22 protein-coding genes are annotated in these 20,794 nt (G+C 46.3%); 15 read left to right on the top strand and 7 right to left on the bottom strand.

Annotated elements, in window-relative coordinates:
* Positions 1 to 2: 2 nt before the first annotated feature.
* From CTN_RS04440 to CTN_RS10200, 11 genes are read left to right on the top strand one after another with little or no spacing between them, the layout of a single operon-like run.
* Positions 3 to 269: a hypothetical protein gene (locus CTN_RS04440; RefSeq protein WP_038067275.1), complete on the top strand. Its 267-nt coding sequence runs from the start codon at positions 3 to 5 to the stop codon at positions 267 to 269.
* The gene (locus CTN_RS04435; RefSeq protein ID WP_015919392.1) at positions 247 to 513 is read left to right on the top strand and encodes a cell division protein ZapA; all 267 of its coding nucleotides are present in this window, start codon (positions 247 to 249) and stop codon (positions 511 to 513) included. The genes CTN_RS04440 and CTN_RS04435 overlap by 23 nt, the downstream gene beginning before the upstream one ends.
* Positions 510 to 1,355 carry an RNase adapter RapZ gene (gene rapZ / locus CTN_RS04430; RefSeq protein WP_015919391.1) on the top strand — a complete coding sequence of 282 codons (846 nt, stop codon included), beginning with the start codon at positions 510 to 512 and terminating at the stop codon, positions 1,353 to 1,355. Before CTN_RS04435 ends, rapZ begins: the two co-directional genes overlap by 4 nt.
* 2 nt (positions 1,356 to 1,357) lie before the next feature.
* Positions 1,358 to 2,302 carry a gluconeogenesis factor YvcK family protein gene (locus CTN_RS04425; protein ID WP_041437609.1) on the top strand — a complete coding sequence of 315 codons (945 nt, stop codon included), beginning with the start codon at positions 1,358 to 1,360 and terminating at the stop codon, positions 2,300 to 2,302.
* Positions 2,296 to 3,183, top strand: coding sequence for a DNA-binding protein WhiA (gene whiA, locus CTN_RS04420; protein ID WP_015919389.1), 888 nt, complete (start codon positions 2,296 to 2,298; stop codon positions 3,181 to 3,183). Before CTN_RS04425 ends, whiA begins: the two co-directional genes overlap by 7 nt.
* The gene (gene nrdR, locus CTN_RS04415) at positions 3,180 to 3,650 is read left to right on the top strand and encodes a transcriptional regulator NrdR (protein WP_015919388.1); all 471 of its coding nucleotides are present in this window, start codon (positions 3,180 to 3,182) and stop codon (positions 3,648 to 3,650) included. Before whiA ends, nrdR begins: the two co-directional genes overlap by 4 nt.
* The gene (greA, locus tag CTN_RS04410) at positions 3,647 to 4,117 is read left to right on the top strand and encodes a transcription elongation factor GreA (protein ID WP_015919387.1); all 471 of its coding nucleotides are present in this window, start codon (positions 3,647 to 3,649) and stop codon (positions 4,115 to 4,117) included. The genes nrdR and greA overlap by 4 nt, the downstream gene beginning before the upstream one ends.
* 13 nt (positions 4,118 to 4,130) lie before the next feature.
* Entirely contained in the window at positions 4,131 to 5,639 is a 1,509-nt protein-coding gene (gene lysS / locus CTN_RS04405; protein ID WP_015919386.1) for a lysine--tRNA ligase, read from the top strand.
* Positions 5,636 to 7,378: a peptidyl-prolyl cis-trans isomerase gene (locus tag CTN_RS04400; protein WP_015919385.1), complete on the top strand. Its 1,743-nt coding sequence runs from the start codon at positions 5,636 to 5,638 to the stop codon at positions 7,376 to 7,378. The genes lysS and CTN_RS04400 overlap by 4 nt, the downstream gene beginning before the upstream one ends.
* A gap of 3 nt (positions 7,379 to 7,381) precedes the next feature.
* Positions 7,382 to 8,584, top strand: a complete 1,203-nt coding sequence (locus CTN_RS10205) for an LTA synthase family protein (protein ID WP_015919384.1) — start codon at positions 7,382 to 7,384, stop codon at positions 8,582 to 8,584.
* A complete protein-coding gene (locus CTN_RS10200) occupies positions 8,568 to 9,140 on the top strand; it encodes an LTA synthase family protein (protein WP_280381587.1) in 573 nt (190 codons plus the stop codon). Before CTN_RS10205 ends, CTN_RS10200 begins: the two co-directional genes overlap by 17 nt.
* 2 nt (positions 9,141 to 9,142) lie before the next feature.
* On the opposite strand, the gene CTN_RS04390 is transcribed toward CTN_RS10200, so the two are convergent.
* Together CTN_RS04390 and CTN_RS04385 are read right to left on the bottom strand one after the other, a co-directional pair.
* Positions 9,143 to 9,526 carry a hypothetical protein gene (locus tag CTN_RS04390; RefSeq protein WP_015919382.1) on the bottom strand — a complete coding sequence of 128 codons (384 nt, stop codon included), beginning with the start codon at positions 9,524 to 9,526 and terminating at the stop codon, positions 9,143 to 9,145.
* A 21-nt stretch (positions 9,527 to 9,547) separates the two neighbouring features.
* Positions 9,548 to 10,912 (bottom strand): MATE family efflux transporter, encoded by a 1,365-nt coding sequence (locus tag CTN_RS04385; protein ID WP_038067266.1) that lies wholly within the window; start codon positions 10,910 to 10,912, stop codon positions 9,548 to 9,550.
* Positions 10,913 to 10,984: 72 nt separating this feature from the next.
* Here CTN_RS04385 and CTN_RS04380 point away from each other — a divergent pair, with 72 nt between their 5' ends.
* The gene (locus CTN_RS04380; RefSeq protein WP_015919380.1) at positions 10,985 to 11,587 is read left to right on the top strand and encodes an HAD family hydrolase; all 603 of its coding nucleotides are present in this window, start codon (positions 10,985 to 10,987) and stop codon (positions 11,585 to 11,587) included.
* Here the strand turns inward: CTN_RS04380 and CTN_RS04375 are convergent.
* Genes CTN_RS04375 through CTN_RS04355 form a run of 5 tightly spaced genes read right to left on the bottom strand, consistent with a single transcriptional unit; the run spans position 11,574 to position 17,608 of the window.
* Complete coding sequence (locus CTN_RS04375) at positions 11,574 to 13,496, bottom strand: HD-GYP domain-containing protein (RefSeq protein WP_231556016.1); 1,923 nt, start codon at positions 13,494 to 13,496, stop codon at positions 11,574 to 11,576. The genes CTN_RS04380 and CTN_RS04375 overlap by 14 nt on opposite strands.
* Positions 13,454 to 14,656 (bottom strand): pyridoxal phosphate-dependent aminotransferase, encoded by a 1,203-nt coding sequence (locus tag CTN_RS04370; RefSeq protein ID WP_015919378.1) that lies wholly within the window; start codon positions 14,654 to 14,656, stop codon positions 13,454 to 13,456. The genes CTN_RS04375 and CTN_RS04370 overlap by 43 nt, the downstream gene beginning before the upstream one ends.
* A gap of 1 nt (position 14,657) precedes the next feature.
* Positions 14,658 to 15,827, bottom strand: coding sequence for a class I SAM-dependent rRNA methyltransferase (locus tag CTN_RS04365; protein WP_015919377.1), 1,170 nt, complete (start codon positions 15,825 to 15,827; stop codon positions 14,658 to 14,660).
* Entirely contained in the window at positions 15,828 to 16,550 is a 723-nt protein-coding gene (locus CTN_RS04360) for a prepilin peptidase (RefSeq protein ID WP_015919376.1), read from the bottom strand.
* Entirely contained in the window at positions 16,535 to 17,608 is a 1,074-nt protein-coding gene (locus tag CTN_RS04355; protein ID WP_038067262.1) for a tetratricopeptide repeat protein, read from the bottom strand. The genes CTN_RS04360 and CTN_RS04355 overlap by 16 nt, the downstream gene beginning before the upstream one ends.
* A 107-nt stretch (positions 17,609 to 17,715) precedes the next feature.
* Between CTN_RS04355 and thiI the strand changes: the two genes are divergently transcribed.
* The 3 genes from thiI to CTN_RS04340 are packed head-to-tail and all read left to right on the top strand — an operon-like array spanning position 17,716 to position 20,764.
* Positions 17,716 to 18,873, top strand: coding sequence for a tRNA uracil 4-sulfurtransferase ThiI (thiI, locus tag CTN_RS04350; protein WP_038067261.1), 1,158 nt, complete (start codon positions 17,716 to 17,718; stop codon positions 18,871 to 18,873).
* Positions 18,870 to 19,604, top strand: a complete 735-nt coding sequence (locus CTN_RS04345; RefSeq protein ID WP_015919373.1) for a lysophospholipid acyltransferase family protein — start codon at positions 18,870 to 18,872, stop codon at positions 19,602 to 19,604. Before thiI ends, CTN_RS04345 begins: the two co-directional genes overlap by 4 nt.
* Positions 19,605 to 19,609: 5 nt before the next feature.
* Complete coding sequence (locus CTN_RS04340) at positions 19,610 to 20,764, top strand: cysteine desulfurase family protein (protein WP_038067258.1); 1,155 nt, start codon at positions 19,610 to 19,612, stop codon at positions 20,762 to 20,764.
* Positions 20,765 to 20,794: the final 30 nt, after the last annotated feature.

Below are 20,794 nucleotides of genomic sequence, written 5' to 3'. Positions count from 1 at the left end.
TGATGAAAGAGATCGAGGATCTGGAAAAGATGCTCGACACAATGATAGAAAACTACAGAAAACTCAAGGAAGAGAACAGAGAACTGTGGAGCAAAGTAAAACAACTCAACGAGAAAATTCTCGTTCTTGAAAAAGAAAAGGAACAACTGGAAAAGACACTGGAAAACCACAAGCGTTCTCTGAACACTCTGGTGGAAAAGATTCAAAGATTCCTCTCCTTCACGGCCAATCAGGAGATGATACAGGATGAAGAAGAAAGTGAGCGTTAGACTTGGAAAGCGAGTGTACAACCTGATCACAGACGAAGACACGGAGATAGTGAGAAGAACCATAGAAAGGATAGAGAAGGATTTCAAACGATACGAAGAATATGTGGACGAGGTGGGGATAGATCACATCCTCTTTGTCATGCTGGCAAACGCCGTTCTGGAGAACATGAAGATGGCAGAAAAGATCAGGGAACTCAAAAAGAAGATCTCTTACGTCTTAAAGGACGGTGAAGATGTACCTTGAAGCGGGTAGTTGTGGTAACGGGTCTATCCGGTGCAGGAAAAACGACCGCTATGGGTTTTCTTGAAGATCTCGGATATTTCTGTGTGGACAACGTGCCTGGAAGCATACTGGAGGAACTCCTGAAACTCTTCATGAGTTCAGACCTTGAAAAGATGGCGATAGCAGTGGACGTGCGAAGCGAACATTTCAGTGATCCCGTTGAAGCGATAGAGAAGATAAAGAAAAAAACAAACGCTTTGATCGTTTTCCTTGAGGCTTCAAAAGAAGAGCTTTTGAGAAGATACGCACTGACCCGAAGAAGACACCCTCTTCAGAGAAACGATGTTGGACTCGAAGAGGCCATTGAAAAAGAGAGACAGATTCTGCTGCCAATTAAAGAAATGGCCGACTTTGTAATAGACACAACAAAGATGACTTCTCACCAGTTGAGGGAAATCCTGGGACAATCACTCATGAACCAGTCCGGTGGGATCTCCGTCAGAATATTGAGTTTTGGATTCAAACATGGAATACCAATGGACGCGGATTTCATATTCGATGCGCGATTTCTTCCCAATCCTCACTATGTGCCTGAGCTTTCCCATAAGACAGGCCTTGACAGGGAAGTGGAGGAGTATTTCAAAAAATACTCTCTTGTAGACGAATTCGTGTATAAGATTTTCGAGGTGGTAAACGTAGCGGTGAAGGAATATCAAAGATCCGGTAGAAGAATCGTGACGGTGGGTATCGGATGTACCGGTGGGAGGCATAGATCCGTCTACATCGCCCACAAAATCGCTGAAATGCTGAAAAAAGAAGGGTTTTCGGTTGTTGAAAAACACAGAGATCTGGAGAAGGTGTGAAGATGAAGGTGGTCACGATAGGGGGAGGTACGGGACTTTCCACCCTGCTGAAGGGCTTAAAACACCTTTCATCCTTCGAGATAACCGCTGTCGTTTCCGTAACGGATGAGGGGGGAAGCTCGGGAAAACTCAGGAAAGAACTGAACGTGCCTCCACCGGGTGACGTCAGAAACAACATCGTTGCACTCGCTGAAGATGAGGACCTTCTGGCAAAACTCATGAACTACCGTTTCATGGAAGGATCTTTGAAAGGGCACAGTCTTGGAAACCTCATCATAGCAGCACTCACCAAGATCGAAGGAAGCTTCTCTGAAGCCATAAGAACCCTGGAGAAGGTGCTGGCCATAAAAGGAAGGGTGCTTCCCGTGAGTGAAGATCACGCAAGACTTGTGGCAAGGTTCGAAGACGGAGAAGAAGTGGTGGGCGAAACAAACATAGTCAAAAAGAATGGAAAGATAGTGAAAGTATGGCTCGACAGATCTATAGAGGCTCTGCCTGGAGTGACGGAAGCGATATCTGAGGCGGAGATGATCGTGTTCGGACCAGGAAGCCTCTACACGAGCATCATAACCAACGTACTGGTAAAGGGTGTGAAAGAAGCGATAAAGAGATCAAAAGCCAGGAAGGTTTATATATGCAATCTCATGACACAACCCGGTGAGACAACAGGTTACAGGGTTTCCGATCACGTAAGAGAACTCGAAAGATATCTCGAAGAGAAAGTGGATTTTGTGGTGGTGAACACAAAAAGACCATCTCCAGAAGTTCTCGAAAGGTACAGAAAGGAAGGGAGTGATTTTGTAGAGATAGATGTGGAAAACACGCAGAACACGATCATCGCAGAACCCCTTCTGACAGAGATCGTAGATCCACTGGACGGAAAGAAAAAGGTACGTCATGATTTCCTGAGACTTGCCGGTGTTATAGAGAGGATCTCGAGGTGGTGATCCTTCTGAGGCGCACTTTTTCAGAAGAGATAAAGGAAGAACTCGTTAAAATACCTTTTGGAAGTCGCGATGAGGCCAGATCAGAACTTCTTGGCTTTATAAAGGCGAGGGGAGATTTCGACGTCAAAAAGAGGCAACTCGTCTTTTCACTTCATTCCTTTGCCGCCTCGAGGCGGCTTTTGAACTTAATGAAGTACATATCCGTTCCCGTTGTGGAGATAGTCGTGGAGAAATCCCACAACATAAGGAAGAGATTCATAAAAATCATGACTGAATATTCGGAAAGTTTCATGCAGATCGATCCTTTTTCTGATGTTGCTCTATTTGTGTCATTTCTGAGGGGCCTGTTCCTTGGAGGAGGTTCCATGACGGATCCAAAACATCATTATCATCTGGAAATCAATCTGTTCGAAGAAGACGTTCTTTTATCCACAAAAAAAGCCTTGAAATTCTTTTTTAACGTAAACTCCGGTGTGGTGGAGCTTCCAAACACGAGAAAGCTTTATATAAAATCTATAAGAGACATAATGACCTTTCTCGAGGCCATCGGTATTCAGGAGAAACTGAGAGAGATAGAACGGATAGTGACGGAAAGAAGGGTGATAAGCGATGTGAACAGAACGGTGAATTTCATAGAGGCAAACGCTGTCAGAACCGCTGAGAGCACGGCAAGACAGGTGAAGGCGATAGAACTCATACAGAGGAGGATGGGACTGGATAAATTGCCGGAAGATCTGAGAAAAGTGGCCTTTGCCCGTTTGATGAACAAAGAATTGTCTTTGAGAGAACTTGGAAAGAGGTTGAACCTTACAAAGTCTCAACTGTACTCCAAGTTGAAAAGGATCATTAAAATAGCCGAAAGGTTCGGTGATGTAAAATGAGGTGCCCGTTTTGTGGTTCCATGGATACGAGGGTTCTGGACTCACGGCCGACTCTAGATGGTGCCGCCATCAGGAGAAGAAGAGAGTGCATCTCATGTGGCAGAAGATTCACCACCTACGAAAGGTACGAGGAAGCCCCCGTTCTCGTCATAAAAAAGGACGGCAGAAGAGAAAAATTCGATAGGAACAAGATAAAAAATGGTATGATAAAAGCCTGTGAGAAAAGACCTGTCACCTACGACCAGATAGAGGAAGCAGTGAACAGAATCTGTCTGAAACTTCGGGAAGAAGGCCTCTTCGAAGTGGAGACGAAAAAAATAGGAGAACTCGTCATGGAAGAGTTGAAAAAACTCGACCAGGTTGCGTACGTGAGGTTTGCATCCGTTTACCGTGATTTCCGGGAAGTTGATCAATTTCTGGAGATCGTGAAGGAACTCAAAAGGGAAAAGGAGGGCGAAGGGAAATGAAAAAGGTGCGTCTCACACGTGAGGGGTACGAAAAACTGAAACAGGAACTGGAGGAATTGAAAAGAAAATTCATGTACGAGATCTCCGAAAGAATAAAGGAAGCCAGAGAACTGGGAGACCTTTCTGAAAACTCCGAGTACGAAGCGGCGAAAAACGAGCAGGGCCGCGTGGGAAGCAGAATTATGGAAATCGAACAAATCCTGAGCAACGCTGAGATCATAGAAGACTCGGAGGAAGGAGATGAGGTGACCCTCGGAAAGTGGGTTACCATAAGAAACCTCGATACGGGAGAAGAGCACAAGTTCAGGATCGTCACCCCACAGGAGGCTGATTTCTTTGCCCAGAAGCTGAGCGCAGATTCTCCGCTTGGAAAGAGTCTTCTTGGAAGAAAAGTGGGAGACATCGTTAAGGTAAAGGCTCCGGGTGGAGTTCAGAGGTATCAGGTGGTAGAGGTAACGAACAGGTAATGGAGGTGGTTTTGTGCTCAAAGAGTTCAAAGAACAACGCATCAGAGAAATTCAAGAACTTCGTTCCATGAACATAGAACCCTATCCCTATCGTTTTGAGAAAGAAATGTCGGCTTCAGAGATAAAAGAAAAATACGACCACCTTCAAGCTGGAGAGGTGCAGGAGAGCGAAAAACTGAGTTTTGCCGGCAGGGTGATGTCCATACGTCATCATGGAAAAACGGCCTTCTTCCATCTGAAGGACGACACGGGAAGGATACAGGCCTACATAAGAGCAGATGCCGTTGGGAAGGACAGGATGGGGCTTTTCAAAAAACACGTGAAGATAGGAGACTTCGTCGGAGTAAGAGGTTTTCCGTTCAAGAGTAAAACGGGAGAACTCACGATCTACGTGGAAGATTTCACACTCCTGAGCAAAGCCTTGAGACCTCTTCCAGAGAAGTGGCACGGTATCAAAGACAAAGAGATCATCTACAGACAGAGGTATCTGGAACTGATCATGAGCGATGAAGCAATTGAGAGGTTCAAGAAAAGGTTCGAAGCAATGAGAGTAATCAGGGAGTTCCTGAACAGCAGAGGATTCGTGGAGGTTGAAACACCGATATTGCATTATGTCACCGGTGGTGCAGAGGCAAGACCGTTCGTCACGCACCTGAACGTCTTCGACGTCGACATGTACCTGAGAATAGCCCCGGAGCTCTATCTGAAGAGGCTGATCGTCGGTGGTTTTGAAAAAATATACGAAATAGGCAAAAACTTCAGGAACGAAGGAATTTCGTACAAGCACAGTCCTGAGTTCACAAGCATCGAAATATACCAGGCGTATGCAGACTACAACGATATGATGAATCTCACCGAAGAACTGATAGTGGAAGTGGTGAAAAGAACTTGTGGAACTCTGAAGATCACATACCAGGGTAAGGAAATAGACTTCACTCCTCCCTGGAGAAGGGTGAGAATGAGGGACTTTCTCAAAGAAAAACTCGGAGTTGACATCCTCGAAGACAGCGATGAAGTTCTTCTGAAAAAACTGGAAGAACACGGTGTTGAGGTGGAAATAAAGAACAGAGCACACCTCATAGACAAACTCAGAGACATCGTCGAGGAAGAACTAGTGAACCCCACGTTCATCATCGATCATCCCGTTGACATCTCTCCGCTTGCGAAAAGACATCGGGAGGATCCTCGTCTCACTGAAAGGTTCGAACTCATCATATTTGGAAGGGAGATTGCGAACGCTTTCAGCGAATTGAACGATCCCATCGATCAGTATCAGAGATTTTTAGAGCAGATGAAGATGAGAGAAGAAGGCGACGAGGAAGCCCACATGATGGACCTGGATTTTGTAAGGGCCCTCGAGTACGGCATGCCTCCCACCGGTGGCCTTGGTATCGGTCTTGACAGGCTCTTCATGTTCATCACAGATTCTCCCACAATAAGGGATATCATTCCCTTCCCGCTTGTGAAACCGAAGAAATTTGAGGAAGAAGAGGCGGAATTCGAAGGAGGGGTCATGGAATGAGAAAATGGATGAAAAAATGGCAGGGAGTCATCATCTGGGCGATTGCCATCGCTTTCGTTGCGGGTATGATCTGGTGGTCTGTGTCGATAAACCTGAGAGGCACCTCAAGGAACGTGAACTATACCCTGGACCAGAGTCTTGCTTACATCACAAAAGATGGAACGGCCCTCACCGATCCTACTTACTGGCTCATGCCATGGGAAGTGAACGATTATTATTCAAATCTGCTCAGTTCCTACAGGATCAACTCTTTAGATCCCCTGTTTGAAGAACCCAGGCTTAAGGCATTGATAGCGGATGTGTTCCTCCAGCAAAAGGTGATCCTCTATTATGCGGAGAAAAACAACATAAAACCCTCCAAAAAAGAAGTAGAACAGGAAGTGAAGAGTATCATTAACACGATAAAGAACGATCAGAATCAGCTTGATCAAATAAAGAGAAGATATGGAAGCCTTTCAGTCTACGAGAAGGATTATCTTGAACCGCAGATACGTGTCCAACTCACAGTGAAGAAGGTCCAGGAAGCAGTGGGTGCTGTCAGTGAGGATGAGATAAAACAGTACTTTGAGGAAAACAAAGAAGAACTTCAAAACCAGTACGACAGGGTGGATCTGGAGGCCATATCGTTCGACAGCAGCTCAACAGTTCAGGAGTTCCTGGCAAAAGCCAGCGAGATGGGTTTCGATGAGGCTGCCTCCAGTATGGGACTCACGGTGCAGCCATTCTCAAACGCCACAAGGGGAATCTTCCCGGAAGAAATAGACACGGCTCTGTTCAGTGCCACGCCAGGTTCGATCGTAGGACCGTTTTATTTCCTCGACCAGTGGTACGTATTCAGGGTGCAAACCTCTTCGGTCCTCACAGATTTCAACGCCTTTGAAAACAGCGATGCGTACAGTGAAGTGAAAACGAAACTGGAGCAGGAAAAATTCCAGAAGTGGCTGGAAGAATTCATGAGAGAAGAGAATCTGTCCTACGTGTTCAACGACCAGGTGCTCGAGTACTGGTGGAGATACCTGAAAAACGAAGAGGGACTTTACGAAAAACTATCGAATCTTCTCTTCCAGGAAGACAGGCTGGTTGAGGAAGTATCCGATGAGTTGAAATCACTCTTTGTTCTTCTCTCCGACACGAAGATACAGGATCTCACTCAACAGATAGCCGAAATGACGCAGTACGAAGAAGCCCTCAAGAACGCTCAAGAGCCCGATGAGGACCTTGTGAAAAAGTACGGGGAACTTTCGCTCGAGGAAGTCGCCAAAAAGAAGCAGGAACTAGAAAACGAGAAAAATACAGTGGAGAGCCGAAAAAGAACCGTTGTAAACTACCTCTATTCCAACTACCCGTCCTCCACGTACGTTCTTGAGTACGCGTACCAGATGAATCCAGACGACATCAACATAAGATATAACTACTATTCCAACCTGTACAATCAAATCAAGCCCTATTTGTCGATGGGAAGCTACGATCCAAATCAGGTTCTCAGAACCATGCTCGGACTCTATACCGTGGCCAACGCTACGGACGCTTCTACGGATATGAGACTCGACTCTTACTACATGCTCTACGATATGAGTCTTGCACTGAAGGACCCAACATCCGCAAAGTTCTACCTCGATGAGATGAAGAACCTGGATCCAAGCTTCATGGATTATGAGTCTGCCTACAACCAGGTGGAATCGCTTTTGAAGGAACTGGAAACGGAAGAATCAACACCCTCTACAGCAACGGGTGAATAAACGATGAACAGTTACTTTTTGATGGTTCTTTTTGCCGTTAAACTGGTTCTGTTCTATGCGGTCACTTTGAACTCTTTCAGCGTTTCGATTGTTTTCAGTACGGCTGGCTGGCTTTTGATACTGTTTCTGATCTTCAGGGGAGGGCACAGATTCCTCTACATTGTGCTCTCCCTTTTGCTTTTCGTTGATTATCTGTATTTCCAGAATTTTGGAAACCTTCCTTCCATAAGGGAAATAACCCTGATTCCCCAGGTGGGCGATCTTGGAGGGGACATAAAATACTTCATCGACGTTTATTCCCTTTTCTTTGTGGCGGATCTTCCTTTTGTGTGGTTTCTCTTTAAGGAGAGAGAAAAATCTGGCAGTTTCCTCACGCTGAGCCTGATACTGATTTCCTTCACTTTCATAGCAGCCATTCATACATCTCAGCGTCTGGAACCGAAGTTTGTTTTCAACAGATACGGTATGTTTTCCTATCACCTTCAGGATATAATTGACCTCTTTTCTCCTCAAGAAAAGAGAGAAAACAAAGCCGAAAAAGTTCCCGTAGTGGAGGAAAGAGAAAACAACTTGCAGAAGAAATTCTTCGGGATTGGAAAAGGAAAGAACGTGATAGTTGTTCAGATGGAGTCACTCCAGAACTTCGTTGTTGGACTCACGGTGAACGGACAGGAGATCACGCCGAACATAAACGCCTTTCTGAAAGATAGAGACACGATCTACTTTTCAAGGTGTTATCAACAGGTGGGAAGTGGAAACACGGCGGACGCCGAGTTTGTCGTGAACACCTCTCTTCACACCCTGGGCGATGCCGTGGTCTACGAAGAGTACCCTGTGATCGGTCTTCCAACACTTCCAAAAATAATGAAGTCGAACGGCTACCACACGATCGTGTTCCATGGAAACGTTGCCTGGTTCTGGAACAGAGAAGAGGTTTACAAGCACATAGGATTTGATGAGTTTGTGAGCCTTGAAGATTTCAAACAGGACGAAATCTTTGGAATGGGGCTTGCAGACGTTTCTTTCTTCAAACAGGCCGTTCAAAAACTAAAGAGTTCACCAAAACCATTCTACGCTTTTCTGATCACCATATCGAGCCACACTCCCTTCGTCATTCCTGAAGAGCACAGGAAACTGAACCTTCCGGAAGAGATAAGTGATACCATAGTTTGGGCACTATCTTCAGGCCATACATTATGCGGATGAGGCCTTTGGAGTTTTCCTTGAGGAACTCAAACGCACAGGACTCTACGACAACTCGGTGATCGTTCTCTACGGTGATCATGCGGGTCTGTATCCGTTCAACAGAGAAGTCAGAGTCAACATGCCAAAGATCCTGGGAGAAGAGTACACCTTCGAGAAGGCTCTCAACGTTCCCTTCGCAATTCATATACCAGGAAGCGGCGTGCACCGCATCGTGAAGACAACAGGTGGACAGATCGATTTTCTGCCGACGATCCTCAACGTTATGGGTATAGAGTACAGGGAGGGCTTTTTCATGGGACGCGATCTTTTGAACACATCCCACGGTTTTGTTGCACTGAGATATCACGTTCCGGACGGCTCGTTCATAGACGACGACCGAACCTTCATAGTTTCCTGGGACGGTAGGCTGGACAAGAGTCTTGCCATTGAAAATGGTGAGGACAGAAACTACGTGGAATTTCTGGACGGATACGTGAAAGCCATACAGCAGATAGAGGCTTCCAGATATTTCATCCTCAGAAATTGCAAGGCCATTTCAGACTTCGCAAAAAAGTGAATTCATGCCTCCTCCACATGGAGTATGATTCTGTCTTCATTGAGTTCTACATTTGAGATTATGAGATCCTCGAACACCCTGGAGATCTTTCTTGGGTAAAGGTGTATTTCGTTTCCGTGAAGTTCCACCCCTTCCCGTTCTATTCTGCTCTTTAGCATTTCCATCAGAAAGGAAGGAACACCCACCTTCAGCACGATGGGATCGTCCGGTGTTCGCTGGGTTGACAGTACTTTAATCTTCACCGATATGGCAAAGGGAAAAGACCCGTGCTTCATCTTCACCAGAAGGTTTTCCTCGTCTTTCGAGATCGAAAAGTGAGATATACCCTCCGCAGTTTTTAAAACGACCTTTTCAATGGTGGAATAAGAGGCCTCTATCTTGACCATGCATCTCCCTCCTCGATGACATTATAATGCCTGAAACTCCTTCTTCAACCGATTCACCGTGAACCTTCCCCAGGTGAAGGTGATGAATGCGGATGTGGCATTTCCAAGGACTATTCCCCACCAGACACCCATCAGCCCTGCCTTCAGAACGAACACGAACAACCACGAAAAGAGCACCTGCATGATCACAGTTCTCATTATGGTCACAGCAAGACTTTTCAAACCCTGACCCACACCCTGAAACATGGAAGAGGTGAACATTCCAAAGGGAACACCGGGAAGGAAAAGGCTCAACACTCTAAGAGCCCTCACGAGTTCGCTGTAAATCCTCTCTCCTTCCTGAGAATAGGTAAACGCCTTTGCTATGAAGGGTGCAAAGACAAGTATTGCCAGCATCACCACCAGTCCGATGAAAAAACCAAGTTTCACGGCATAAAGATGCGCCGTTTCGAGTTTTTCAGCGTTTCTTTCGCCAAACGCTGCCCCCGTGACAGAAGTCACCGCCATGGCCATTCCGATGAGCGGAACCGTTCCAAAGTTCACCACACGCCACGCACTCGTGAAGACAGCAACTCCATAATCTCCCCCAGCCTTCACTGCAAAAACGTTGAGGATGTAGATCGCTATGGACATCATGGCCTGCGCCAGAGACGCTGGAATTCCTATCTTTAGAATTCTCTTCAATATCTCCCAATTCCATCCGAGATGGAAGGATACGTACGTATCCTTTTTGAAGAAAAGCCAAAAGGAGATCAGAAAAGAGGAAACAGCGATCGAAAGTACCGTGGCATAAGCGGCTCCTTTGATCCCAAATCCAAAAACGTATATGAACAGAGGATCCAGGGCTATGTTGAGAAGAGAACCTGCAGCTATTGCGATCATCGCCCTTTTTGCATCTCCTTCTCCCCTGAGAACACCGTTGGCCACGTTGTTGAACATGAGAAGAGGCATGGAATATATGAGAACAACAGAATACTCCAAAGTCAGATTTAGAGTTTCTCCACGCGCACCGGCAAAACCGAGAATGGATGGAACAGCGGGCAGAAAAACAGCGATCCCCATCAAACCGATGATCACCGAAAGTAGCATTGAAACAGAAGCGGCAACATCAGCACCCGTTTTGTCCCTTTCACCTATCTTCTGAGACACAACAGAACTCGCACCAACACCAATACCTGCTGCAAGCGAGATGATGATCATGAAGATTGGAAAGAACAATCCTATTGCCGCAAGAGCCTGAGGTCCAAGTCCTGCCACCCAGATTCCATCCGCCAGATTGTAGATCGTCTGAACGAGCATTGCAAGCATCATGGGAACGGAGAGTTTGACAATCGCCTTTTTGGGATCTCCCCTCAGAAGTCTGATTCCTCTTGTTTCTCTTTCCAGAGCGCACCACCTCCCGTTAAAAATTCTATCACCGAACTAGTGTTAGAATAGTTAAAAAGGAGGGTCAAGAAAATGAAGGTCTTTCTTTTCGATTATGATGGAACGCTGGCAAAAGATAATGGGTTTGCGGAGGAATATTTCAAACATCTGACTTCGTTTTTCAAAGAAAAGGACGTTTTGATCTCGCCAAACCTGATTCTCGATTGTGTGGAGGAAATAACAAAAAAACCGGATGGCACCACAAATCTCGAAAGATACATGAAATGCCTTGAAAGCAAAACAAAGCGAAAGGCCGAAGAATGGAAAGACCTTTTCATGGATTTCTACAGAAGTGATCTTTTTGACACTCTCAGGAACACAGTTAGGCCTTTCAGAGAAACGCTGGATCTTCTCAGTGAGAAAAAGAAAGAAGGAAAGATCGTTCTTGCAACAAATCCTGTTTTTCCAAGGATAGCCATAACGAAAAGGTTGAACTGGATAGGTCTCTCAGAAAAGGATTTCCATCTGATAACGGACATGGAGAGTTTTCACTTCTGCAAACCCGATCCGAGGTATTACCTTGAAATATGCGAAAAAATCGGAGTTCTGCCAGAGGATTGTGTCATGTACGGTGACGATGAAGTGAACGACGGAGCGTGTGAAAAAACGGGTATGAAGTTCATCAAAGTTCGCTGAAATATTCCAGGGCAACTCTCAAAACAGAGGGATCCCACTGAAGTCCTTCATTCTTTCGAAGAATCTCGAGGGCTGTGCTTTTGTTCATGGCTTTTCTGTACGGTCTGTCACTGGTCATGGCATCGAAGGCATCCGCCACTGCGATTATTCTGGACTCCAGGGGGATCTCCTCTCCCCGAAGATCATCCGGATATCCTCCACCACCGTACCACTCGTGGTGATGTCTCACGATCTTTGCGATGTCGGAGAAGGTTTCTACCTTGCTGATCAGTCTTTCTCCCAGTTCTGGATGTTTCTTCACCTCTTCGTATTCCTCTTTTGTGAGTTTTGAAGCCTTGTTGAGGATAGCCCCTCTCACCCCTATTTTTCCTATGTCGTGCAGAAGGGCTGCTATTCTTATCCTCTCAATTCTGTGCTTTGATAGTCCCATCCTTTTGGCGATCTCCTGGGCATACTCTGAAACCCTCACACTGTGACCACTGGTGTAGGGATCTTTCAACTCGACCGCGTAGGAAAACGCCTCGATGGTCTGAAAGAACGTTCTCCTCAACTTTCTGTAGAGAACCAGTCTTGAAAGGAAAATACCCAGAACACGGGCCATTATCTTCAATGTGGAAAACTCAAATTCAGAAAACGCCGATTCTTTCTCTATCTCTATCACAAAAGGCACACCTTCGTACTCAAAGAAAACAGCGGCGGCAGATCTTACCTTTCCACCTGTCACGTCGAAGAACTCCGGAAAGTCTCTGACATCTTCAACAAGAATGTCCTTTCTTTCTCTGAAGGCTTTCACAACGATTCCTCGATTCAGTTTCACCTTTTCCATTTTCCCGTCTCTCAAGAAGAAGGTGGACAGTTCACCATCTTCTGACATGGTGACAGAAGAAACAACCACTCCCGGAAACATGCTCCTCAGGTAGTGAAGCATCTTTTCCAGAAGCTCTGTTCTGCTCGAAACCGTCAGAACCCCTTCCAGGGAAGCGAGCATGTGAGACAGTGCGTTCCGATTTTCAACCACTTCACAATAGGAGTCGTGTGCTCTCAAAAGGAAAAGTGAAAAGTTCATTATGGATTTTAAAAACGCTTCCTCGTCTTTCTCCAGATCTCTCGACACGAACAGTTTCACACTCGAATCTTTCGATTGTTTGTAAAGGAACTCCTCAGTTTTTTCTCCAACCATGAACTTTTGTTTTGAATTTTTCACTTCAAGCCCCAAGAAAGGCTCCAGCAGGTTTTTTGAGTCGAAATAAATCTTCTCCAGAACAGGAAACGGATCGGTTTCAAGGTCTATTTCTCCAAGGATCTCCATAGTTCTATTCAGCTGATTGGACAACACCTGAAGGCTCTCGTAGGATGCTTCCAGTTCCTGGTTAACAGCAGTAAGTTGCTGGTTCAGTGCGGTGAGTTCCTGGTTAACAGCGGAAAGTTCCTCTGTTTTCTCCTGAAGACTTCTTTCACTCTTTGCCCGCCACCTCTTCTCAAGTAGGAAAATTAGAAAAGCAAAACCTGTGAAAAACAGGAAGGTATACTCTTTTCTGATGATACCCAGTATGGAAAAGAAGGCAAGAAGGAAGATAAAGAGAACTTCCAGAAAAGAAAGGTTTTTCTCAAGAGGGTTTTTCCTCAAGAACACAACAAAGCCAAGCACCATGATGGATACGTGAAAGAGCAAAACGTTGAACAAAGAAACAGGAAGCGTTAGAAGGACCAGAAGACTGCTCGACCCAAGAACCTCCAGAGCATAAGCGACTGGAAAAGCCACAAGAAGGATTTTCCAGCCTACAAAACCGAACGGCAGGGAGAAAAGAGCAGCTTTCAGGAGCTTCTTCAAACTGAAAACCTTCGGGATAGAAAAATAGAGAGCGGCTAGGAAAGATATTGCTGAACCGAAGAGAACTTTTTCAACCACGTTCTCAATCCCTCCATGAGAACATCCATGGCCCTTGAGAGAACCTCTTTGTCAAGTACACACGCAATTCTGATCTCCCTCTTCCCACGTTCTGGTGTGATGTAGAACCCCTTCAGTGGTGCGACCATCGTCGTTTCACCGTCGAGATCGAAATCTGTGAGCATCCATCTGGCGAACTCTTCCGAGTCGTTCACAGGAAGTTCCACGGTGACATAAAAGGCTCCCGAAGGTCTGGTGAATCTCTTCAGCCCGTACTCTTCGAGTTTTTTTATGACGATCTCAACGCGTTCTCTGTAAGTTTCTCTGACAGTTCTGAAGAAATCTTCATCGAGGTTCAAAAGGGCAACAGAGCCTATCTGCTCAAGAAGAGGTGGTGCTAGCCTTCCCTGAGCCAGTTTCATGGCATGGTTCAGCACTTGCTCGTTTTTCGTGATGAGACATCCTACCCTCGCACCGCACGCACTGAACTTCTTGGAAACACTGTCGACCACTATCACCCTGTCGCTTTCAAATGTCATTGCGCTCACGAAGTTTCCACGAAAGACTATCTCACTGTAGACCTCATCGACTATCATGAAAAGGTCGTTTCTTTCAACGAAATCCAAAAGATAACGTAGATCCCTTTCGCCGTAAACCACCCCCGTTGGATTGCAGGGGTTGGACAGCACGATCGCTCTCGTTCTATCGTTCACAAATCTGTCCAGGTTGTCAGGAATCGAAAAATCATCCTCCATCTGCCTGACCACAGGCACGAGCTTCACACCGGCTATTTTCGCAAAAGCCTTGTAATTTGCATAAAAAGGCTCCAGAACGAGTATCTCATCACCGGGATCTGCCACGACAGTGAAGGAGAAAAGGATCGCTTCGCTTCCTCCGTTTGTGATCAGAACGTTCTCAGGTTTCACATGGGCGTTTTGCCTTCTCTGATAGTAAGAAGCAAACGCTTCTCGAAGCTCTGGTATACCAGCAGAGTGGGAGTAGTAGACAACATCCGGTGTTCTTTTTCGTATACTTTCAAAGAACACCTCAGGGGTTTTCAGATCGGGCTGTCCGATGTTGAGATGGTAGATCTTTATGCCGCGCTTTTTCGCTGCCTCGGCGTACGGGACGAGTTTTCTTATAGGGCTTTCTTCGAAGTTCAACACCCGTTTTGAAAACACGTTACCACCTCTTCTCGACCTGGAAAATGTAGAACTTCAGGTACTGCGTTTCCGGAACGTTCAGAAGGACAGGATGATCGGAGGGCTGGCCGCCCCTTTTCAACACAGTCAAGTACGTCCCGGTGTCGAAGGAAGCGTCCATGAGGATCTCTCTGAACGTCTCTTCAGAAACAATCTGGGTGCAGGAAGACGTCACAAGGATTCCCGGTTTTCTCAAAATCCTCATCGCTCTCAGGTTTATTTCCTTGTACCCTCTTTTTGCACTCTCAAGACTTCTGGAACTTTTCGCAAAGGATGGAGGATCCAGCACCACAAGATCGTACTTTTTTCCGCTTTTGTCGAAGTCCTTCAGAATGTCGAAGGCGTTACCGGTGATCGTGTCGAAGTTTTCAAAACCGTTCATCTTCAGTATTTCCCTTGCGATCTCCAGAGACCTTTCGGAATAATCAACAAGGGTGACATGTCTGGCACTGCCTTTCAGGAGATGTGCCGCAAAGTTTCCCGTATAGGAGAAGACATCAAGGCAAACTTTGTCTTTCGCAAAATCGAGCACCATCTTCGCGTTTTCCCTCTGATCAAGGAAGAATCCGGTCTTCTGTCCTTTCGTGTCAGCGAGAAACCTCAGCCCGTTCATCTCAAACTCGATTAACTCAGGGCCCGCGCCGTAGATCCACCCTTCCCGATCTTCTAGTCCCTCTTTCTCGCGGAATGTTCCGGACGACTTTTCGTATATTCCCTTCGGTTGTAAAAGTTCTATCAAAGCATCAAGAACCCAGCTCTTCATCCTTTCCATTCCCAGCGTTGTGATCTGAACGACAGCATAATCACCGAAAAGGTCCACGATGAGCCCAGGCAGAAAATCTCCCTCACCGTGCACCACTCTGAAGGCATTCGTGTCTTTGAGAGTTTTTCTCTTTCTGAGGGCATCTTCTATTCTTCTCTTTATGAATTCACCGTCTATTCTTTCGTTTTTTCGAGAGAGAATTCTCACCCTGATTTTCGAGTTGTCGTTTATGTACCCCTTTCCAAAGAAAGAGCCGTCGGGGCGGAAAAGATCCACAACTTCTCCGTTTTCGTAGTCGCCCTCTACCCTCGAAATCTCGTTTTCGTAAACCCAGAGATGACCACCCAATAGTCTTCTGCTGAGTTTTCCAAGGAATACTCTGGCCAACTACAACCACCCCATCGTGTACGATATGAGAAACAGTGTGTATCCTCCCAGAGCGAGAAAGGGCCCGAACGGAATACGCATTTTTGTATCCATTTTACCCTTTCCCTTTATCAGTGCAAACAGAATGCCAGCAACCGAAGCGGCAAGAACAGCGATTATGGCTGAAAAGGGAGTAAGAAGAATGCCTATTCCCATTGCAAGGATCACATCTCCTGTCCCCAGACCTTCCCTGTAGAGAAACTTCAGCATCAGAAACATGGCCGTCACGAGGAAAAAGGCCAGCAGGTGATCCAGGAAGTGTCCTCTCAGCGCCATTATGAAAGAGACGGAAACGACCGTAAAGTTCAGATAATCCGGTATCAAAAAGGTCTCAAGATCTATGAAAGAAATGGCGATCAAGGACGAAGATATCACGCTCGCCAAAAGAAGGTCCAGCCCGTTTTTCATGAAAAGAGAATTCAAAAGAAACACTAGCCCTGTCAGAAATTCCACGATCGGATATCTCAGAGGAATTTTCCAGCCACAGTATCTGCATCTTCCCTTCAACAGAACATAACTCAAAAGGGGTACGTTGTCGTACCATCGTATCCTTTTTTTGCAATTAGGGCAAAATGAATAAGGAGGATCCCACAGTTTGAGACCCTCCTTCGTTGATCTGTAGATCACCACATTGAGGAAACTTCCGATTATCAGCCCAAGACCGAACATCAGGATATGCCACAAGCTGCCTTTTCCTCCTCTGTGAGAAGTTCGTCGAAAATCTCTTTCTTTCCATAATAATACCAGATGTTCGTCTGTTCGAGATCCTCAAGCAATTCTTTCGCTTTGTCGATCTTTCCCATCTTCACGTAAGGAACCACAAGAAGGAGTTTTGCAAGCGTGTTCAGAGGAGACGTTTCAACTATCCTTTCCAGTTCCTCCGCCACTTCCCTGTACTTTCCATGTTTGAGCATCACTTTCGCCCACGGTTCTATCTCGGTGGGATACGCCGGCCTGATCTTCATGATGCGCTCTTCCATCTCTTTTGCTTTCTCTTCTTTGCCGAGTGCCCTGTAAAGTTCTGAGAGCTGATACAGAGCAGGAATGTTGCTTGGATCTCTTTCCAGTAACCTTTCCAGTGTTCTTGCGGCAAGATCTTTTCTGTTCATCTCCTGATACGCTTCAGCCAGAACAAAATAGGTGAGTTTATCATCGGGAGCATATTCCAGCTCTCTTTCCCAGTAATGAACCGCTTTTTCGTAGTCACCGAGGTTGTAGTAAGCCTCTCCCAGAGAAGCGTAGGCCTGTACAAGCCACGGATCTATCTCCACCGCTTTGTCAAGATATTTGATGCCTTCCTCTATCTTTCCCTGCTCAACAAGGAGAGATCCTTTCAGTTCGTACGCAGGAGCGTAGTTGCTGTCGATATCGAGCATGAACTTGATTATGTCGTGTGCCACATCGTAAAGGTTTCGATCGGCGTATTCGAGGGCAAGATCGTAGAGACCTTTCAGCGAAACGTTTTTGAAGTCCTTCACACTGATATCTTCTTCCTCGAGCCACTCCTGAAACTCCGGGAAGATGAGAGGTTCGTAGATGGTCTCGTCCAGATGAACGACCTTTTCGAGTTTTTCACACGTTTGAACCTCTTTCATTATGTTTTCCTTCGTCTTCATATCCTCTTTCAATGTTTCCCAGTCGCCCTCGTAGAGGAGATCTCTGAGAGCCACAACGAACGGAGTGGAGGTGGTGATATCCACCTTGCCGTCGGATAAAACGAGTGTTATTATATACTCTGCCATGTAGCATCCCTCCTGAAACTTTCGGTTCATCTTTATTTTACATTATACACCTGAGACAGGCAACCTTTTTCCTTCATCTGCTAAAATTCTATCCGGAGGTGAACGGATTGAGAGTTTACATAATAAGGTACGCCGAGATAGGTCTCAAGGGAAAAAACAGAAAAAACTTCGAGGACGCTCTGAAGAGGAACATCGAAAGGGTAACGGGCATGAAGGTAAAAAAACAATGGGGAAGGTTCCTCATACCGGTTGATGAAGGTATCGATCTCGATGACAAATTGAAGAAGATTTTTGGAATCCAGAATTTCAGCAAAGGATTTCTTGTGAGCCACGACTTCGAGGAAGTGAAAAAAACAGTCCTTGTTGCGGTGAAGGAGAAACTGGAGCAGGGAGAGTTCAAGACCTTCAAAGTTCAGGCGAAGAAGGCATACAAGGAGTACAAAAAGGGCGTCTACGAAATGAACAGCGAACTCGGTGCTCTCGTTCTCAAAAACTTCAAAGAACTCAGCGTGGACGTGCACAATCCGGACTTTGTTCTGGGAGTTGAGGTGAGACCGGAGGGAATCCTTGTGTTCACAGACAAGGTGGAGTGCTACGGTGGACTTCCTGTTGGCACAGGCGGAAGGGCGATACTACTTCTCTCCGGTGGAATAGATAGCCCGGTTGCCGGATGGTACGCCCTGAAGAGGGGTGTTTTGATAGAGTCCGTCACCTTCGTGTCACCTCCGTTCACATCGGAAGGCGCTGTTGAGAAGGTAAAAGACATCCTCAGGGTGCTCAGAGAATTCAGTGGAGGACATCCGCTGAGATTGCATGTGGTGAATCTCACGCAGGTTCAGCTCAGGATAAAAAAGAGCGTTCCAGATAAATATTCCCTGCTCATGTACAGAAGGTCCATGTTCAGAATCGCAGAGAAAATAGCAGAGGAAGTCAACGCGATCGCCTTCTACACCGGTGAGAACGTTGGACAGGTTGCAAGCCAGACTCTGGAAAACCTGTGGTCGATTGAAAGCGTCACAACAAGGCCGGTGATCAGGCCTCTTGCGGGGTTCGACAAGACGGAGATCGTGGAAAAAGCCAGGGAAATAGGAACGTACGAAATATCCATCAAACCTTACCAGGACAGTTGTGTTTTCTTCGCACCGAAAAACCCCGCCACAAGATCCCACCCTTCTGCTCTGGAGGAGCTGGAACGGAGCATACCCGATCTTTCAGCACTTGAAGAGGAGGCGTTCAGAACAAGAAAGATCGAGGTGATAGAGTGAAAAAGTTCAAAAACCTACTGGTGACCCTGTACTTTTATTTCATAGCGGTTGTCTACATCGTCTTCTACGGAGGGTTCGTGCTCCTCAGGTCCTTTTTGATGAAGGACAGAGAAAGGGCAAGAGAGTACGTTCTAGGGGAGATAGAAAAGTTCGGAAGGAGAGCGTTCAAGTGGCTCTTCTCTGAAGTGGTTGTCGAGGGGAAAGAGAACATACCGAAGGACAGGAATTTCATCGTAGTGGCAAACCACCAGAGCATCATGGACATTCCCTTGATACTCGGGTTTGTTGCAACGGGTGCTTTCATTGCCAAGAAAGAACTGAAGAAGATACCGGGCGTGAACTGGTACATAAAGTATCTGAACGGTGTCTTCCTCGACAGAAAGAATCCAAGAAAGGCTGTGAAGGCACTGAGAGAAGCGATCGAGAAGTTGAAAAACGGAGTCACCTTCGTCGTTTTCCCGGAGGGCACAAGGTCTCCAGATGGCGAAATGCTTCCGTTTAAAAAGGACAGTCTCATGATTGCCATGAAGACAGGTGTACCTGTTCTTCCCGTGTCCATCTGGGGAACTTACCACCTGATCCCGAAGAACCACTGGATCTTCACACCCGGCAGAGTGTTTCTCAAGATACACAGTCCCGTCGATCCTCAGAGATTTTCCAGTGAAAAGGAATTGAGAGAGTACGTAGAAAACATCATCAGAAAAGGTGTAGAGGAACTGAAAGAGAGGTGAACATTATGAGAGTTTATTTCGACAACAACGCGACGACGAGACTGGACGATCGCGCACTGGAAGAGATGATCACGTTCTACAGGGAAAAATTCGGCAATCCCAATTCCGCCCACGGAATGGGAATAGAAGCAAACCTTCATCTTGAAAAGGCAAGAGAAAAGATTGCGAAGATCCTCGGTGTATCGCCTTCAGAGATATTCTTCACTTCGTGTGCAACAGAGGCGATAAACTGGATACACAAAGCGGTTGCGGAAGTCTTTGAGAAGAGGAAAAGAACCATAATCACAACTCCCATAGAACACAAGGCAGTTCTTGAAACACTGAAGTATCTCTCCCTCAGGGGTTTCAGGGTGAAGTACATCCCCGTCGACTCCAGAGGTGTCGTGAAACTGGAGGAACTGGAACGGATGATAGACGAAGACACGTTCCTTGTCAGCGTAATGGCTGCGAACAACGAAGTGGGTACCATTCAACCCATAGAGGAAGTCGTAAAAATCGTCAAAAAGAAAAACAAAGAGATCCTGGTACATGTGGACGCCGTTCAGGTGATAGGGAAGATTCCCTTTTCTCTCGAAAGGTTGAACGTGGACTATGCGAGTTTCAGCGCACACAAGTTCCACGGTCCAAAGGGTGTCGGTATAGCGTTCATAAAAAAGGGTGCCCCCATACGCCCCTTTGTACACGGAGGCGGACAGGAAAGAGGTCTCAGATCCGGCACTCAAAACGTTCCGGGTATAGTCGGTGCAGCGAAGGCGATGGAACTTGCCGTTGAAAACCTTGAAAGTACCATGAAACACATGGAAAGGCTGAGAAGAAAACTCGCTGAAGGTCTGAGAAAACTAGGGGCTCACATCATAACACCGCTCGACGTATCACTCCCCAACACTCTCTCCGTTTCTTTCTCGAATCTGAGAGGATCAACCCTTCAGAACCTTCTTTCCAGCCATGGAATATTCGTTTCCACCTCTTCTGCCTGCACGAGCAAAGATGAAAACCTCAGTCACGTTCTGACAGCCATGGGAATCGATCGCAGAATTGCTCAGGGTGCGATAAGAATCAGCCTTTGCAGATACAACACCGAGGAGGAAGTGAATTATTTCCTGGAGAAAACAGGAGAAATCTTGAGTTTTCTGGGCATAAACGAAAATAATCGCCGATAATGGTATAATTTCAATCAGAAGGAGGAATAT

Origin of the sequence: Thermotoga neapolitana DSM 4359 (assembly GCF_000018945.1) — a bacterium.
In the GTDB taxonomy this organism is placed as follows: domain Bacteria; phylum Thermotogota; class Thermotogae; order Thermotogales; family Thermotogaceae; genus Thermotoga; species Thermotoga neapolitana.
This window is presented reverse-complemented; position numbering and strand designations above follow the sequence as displayed.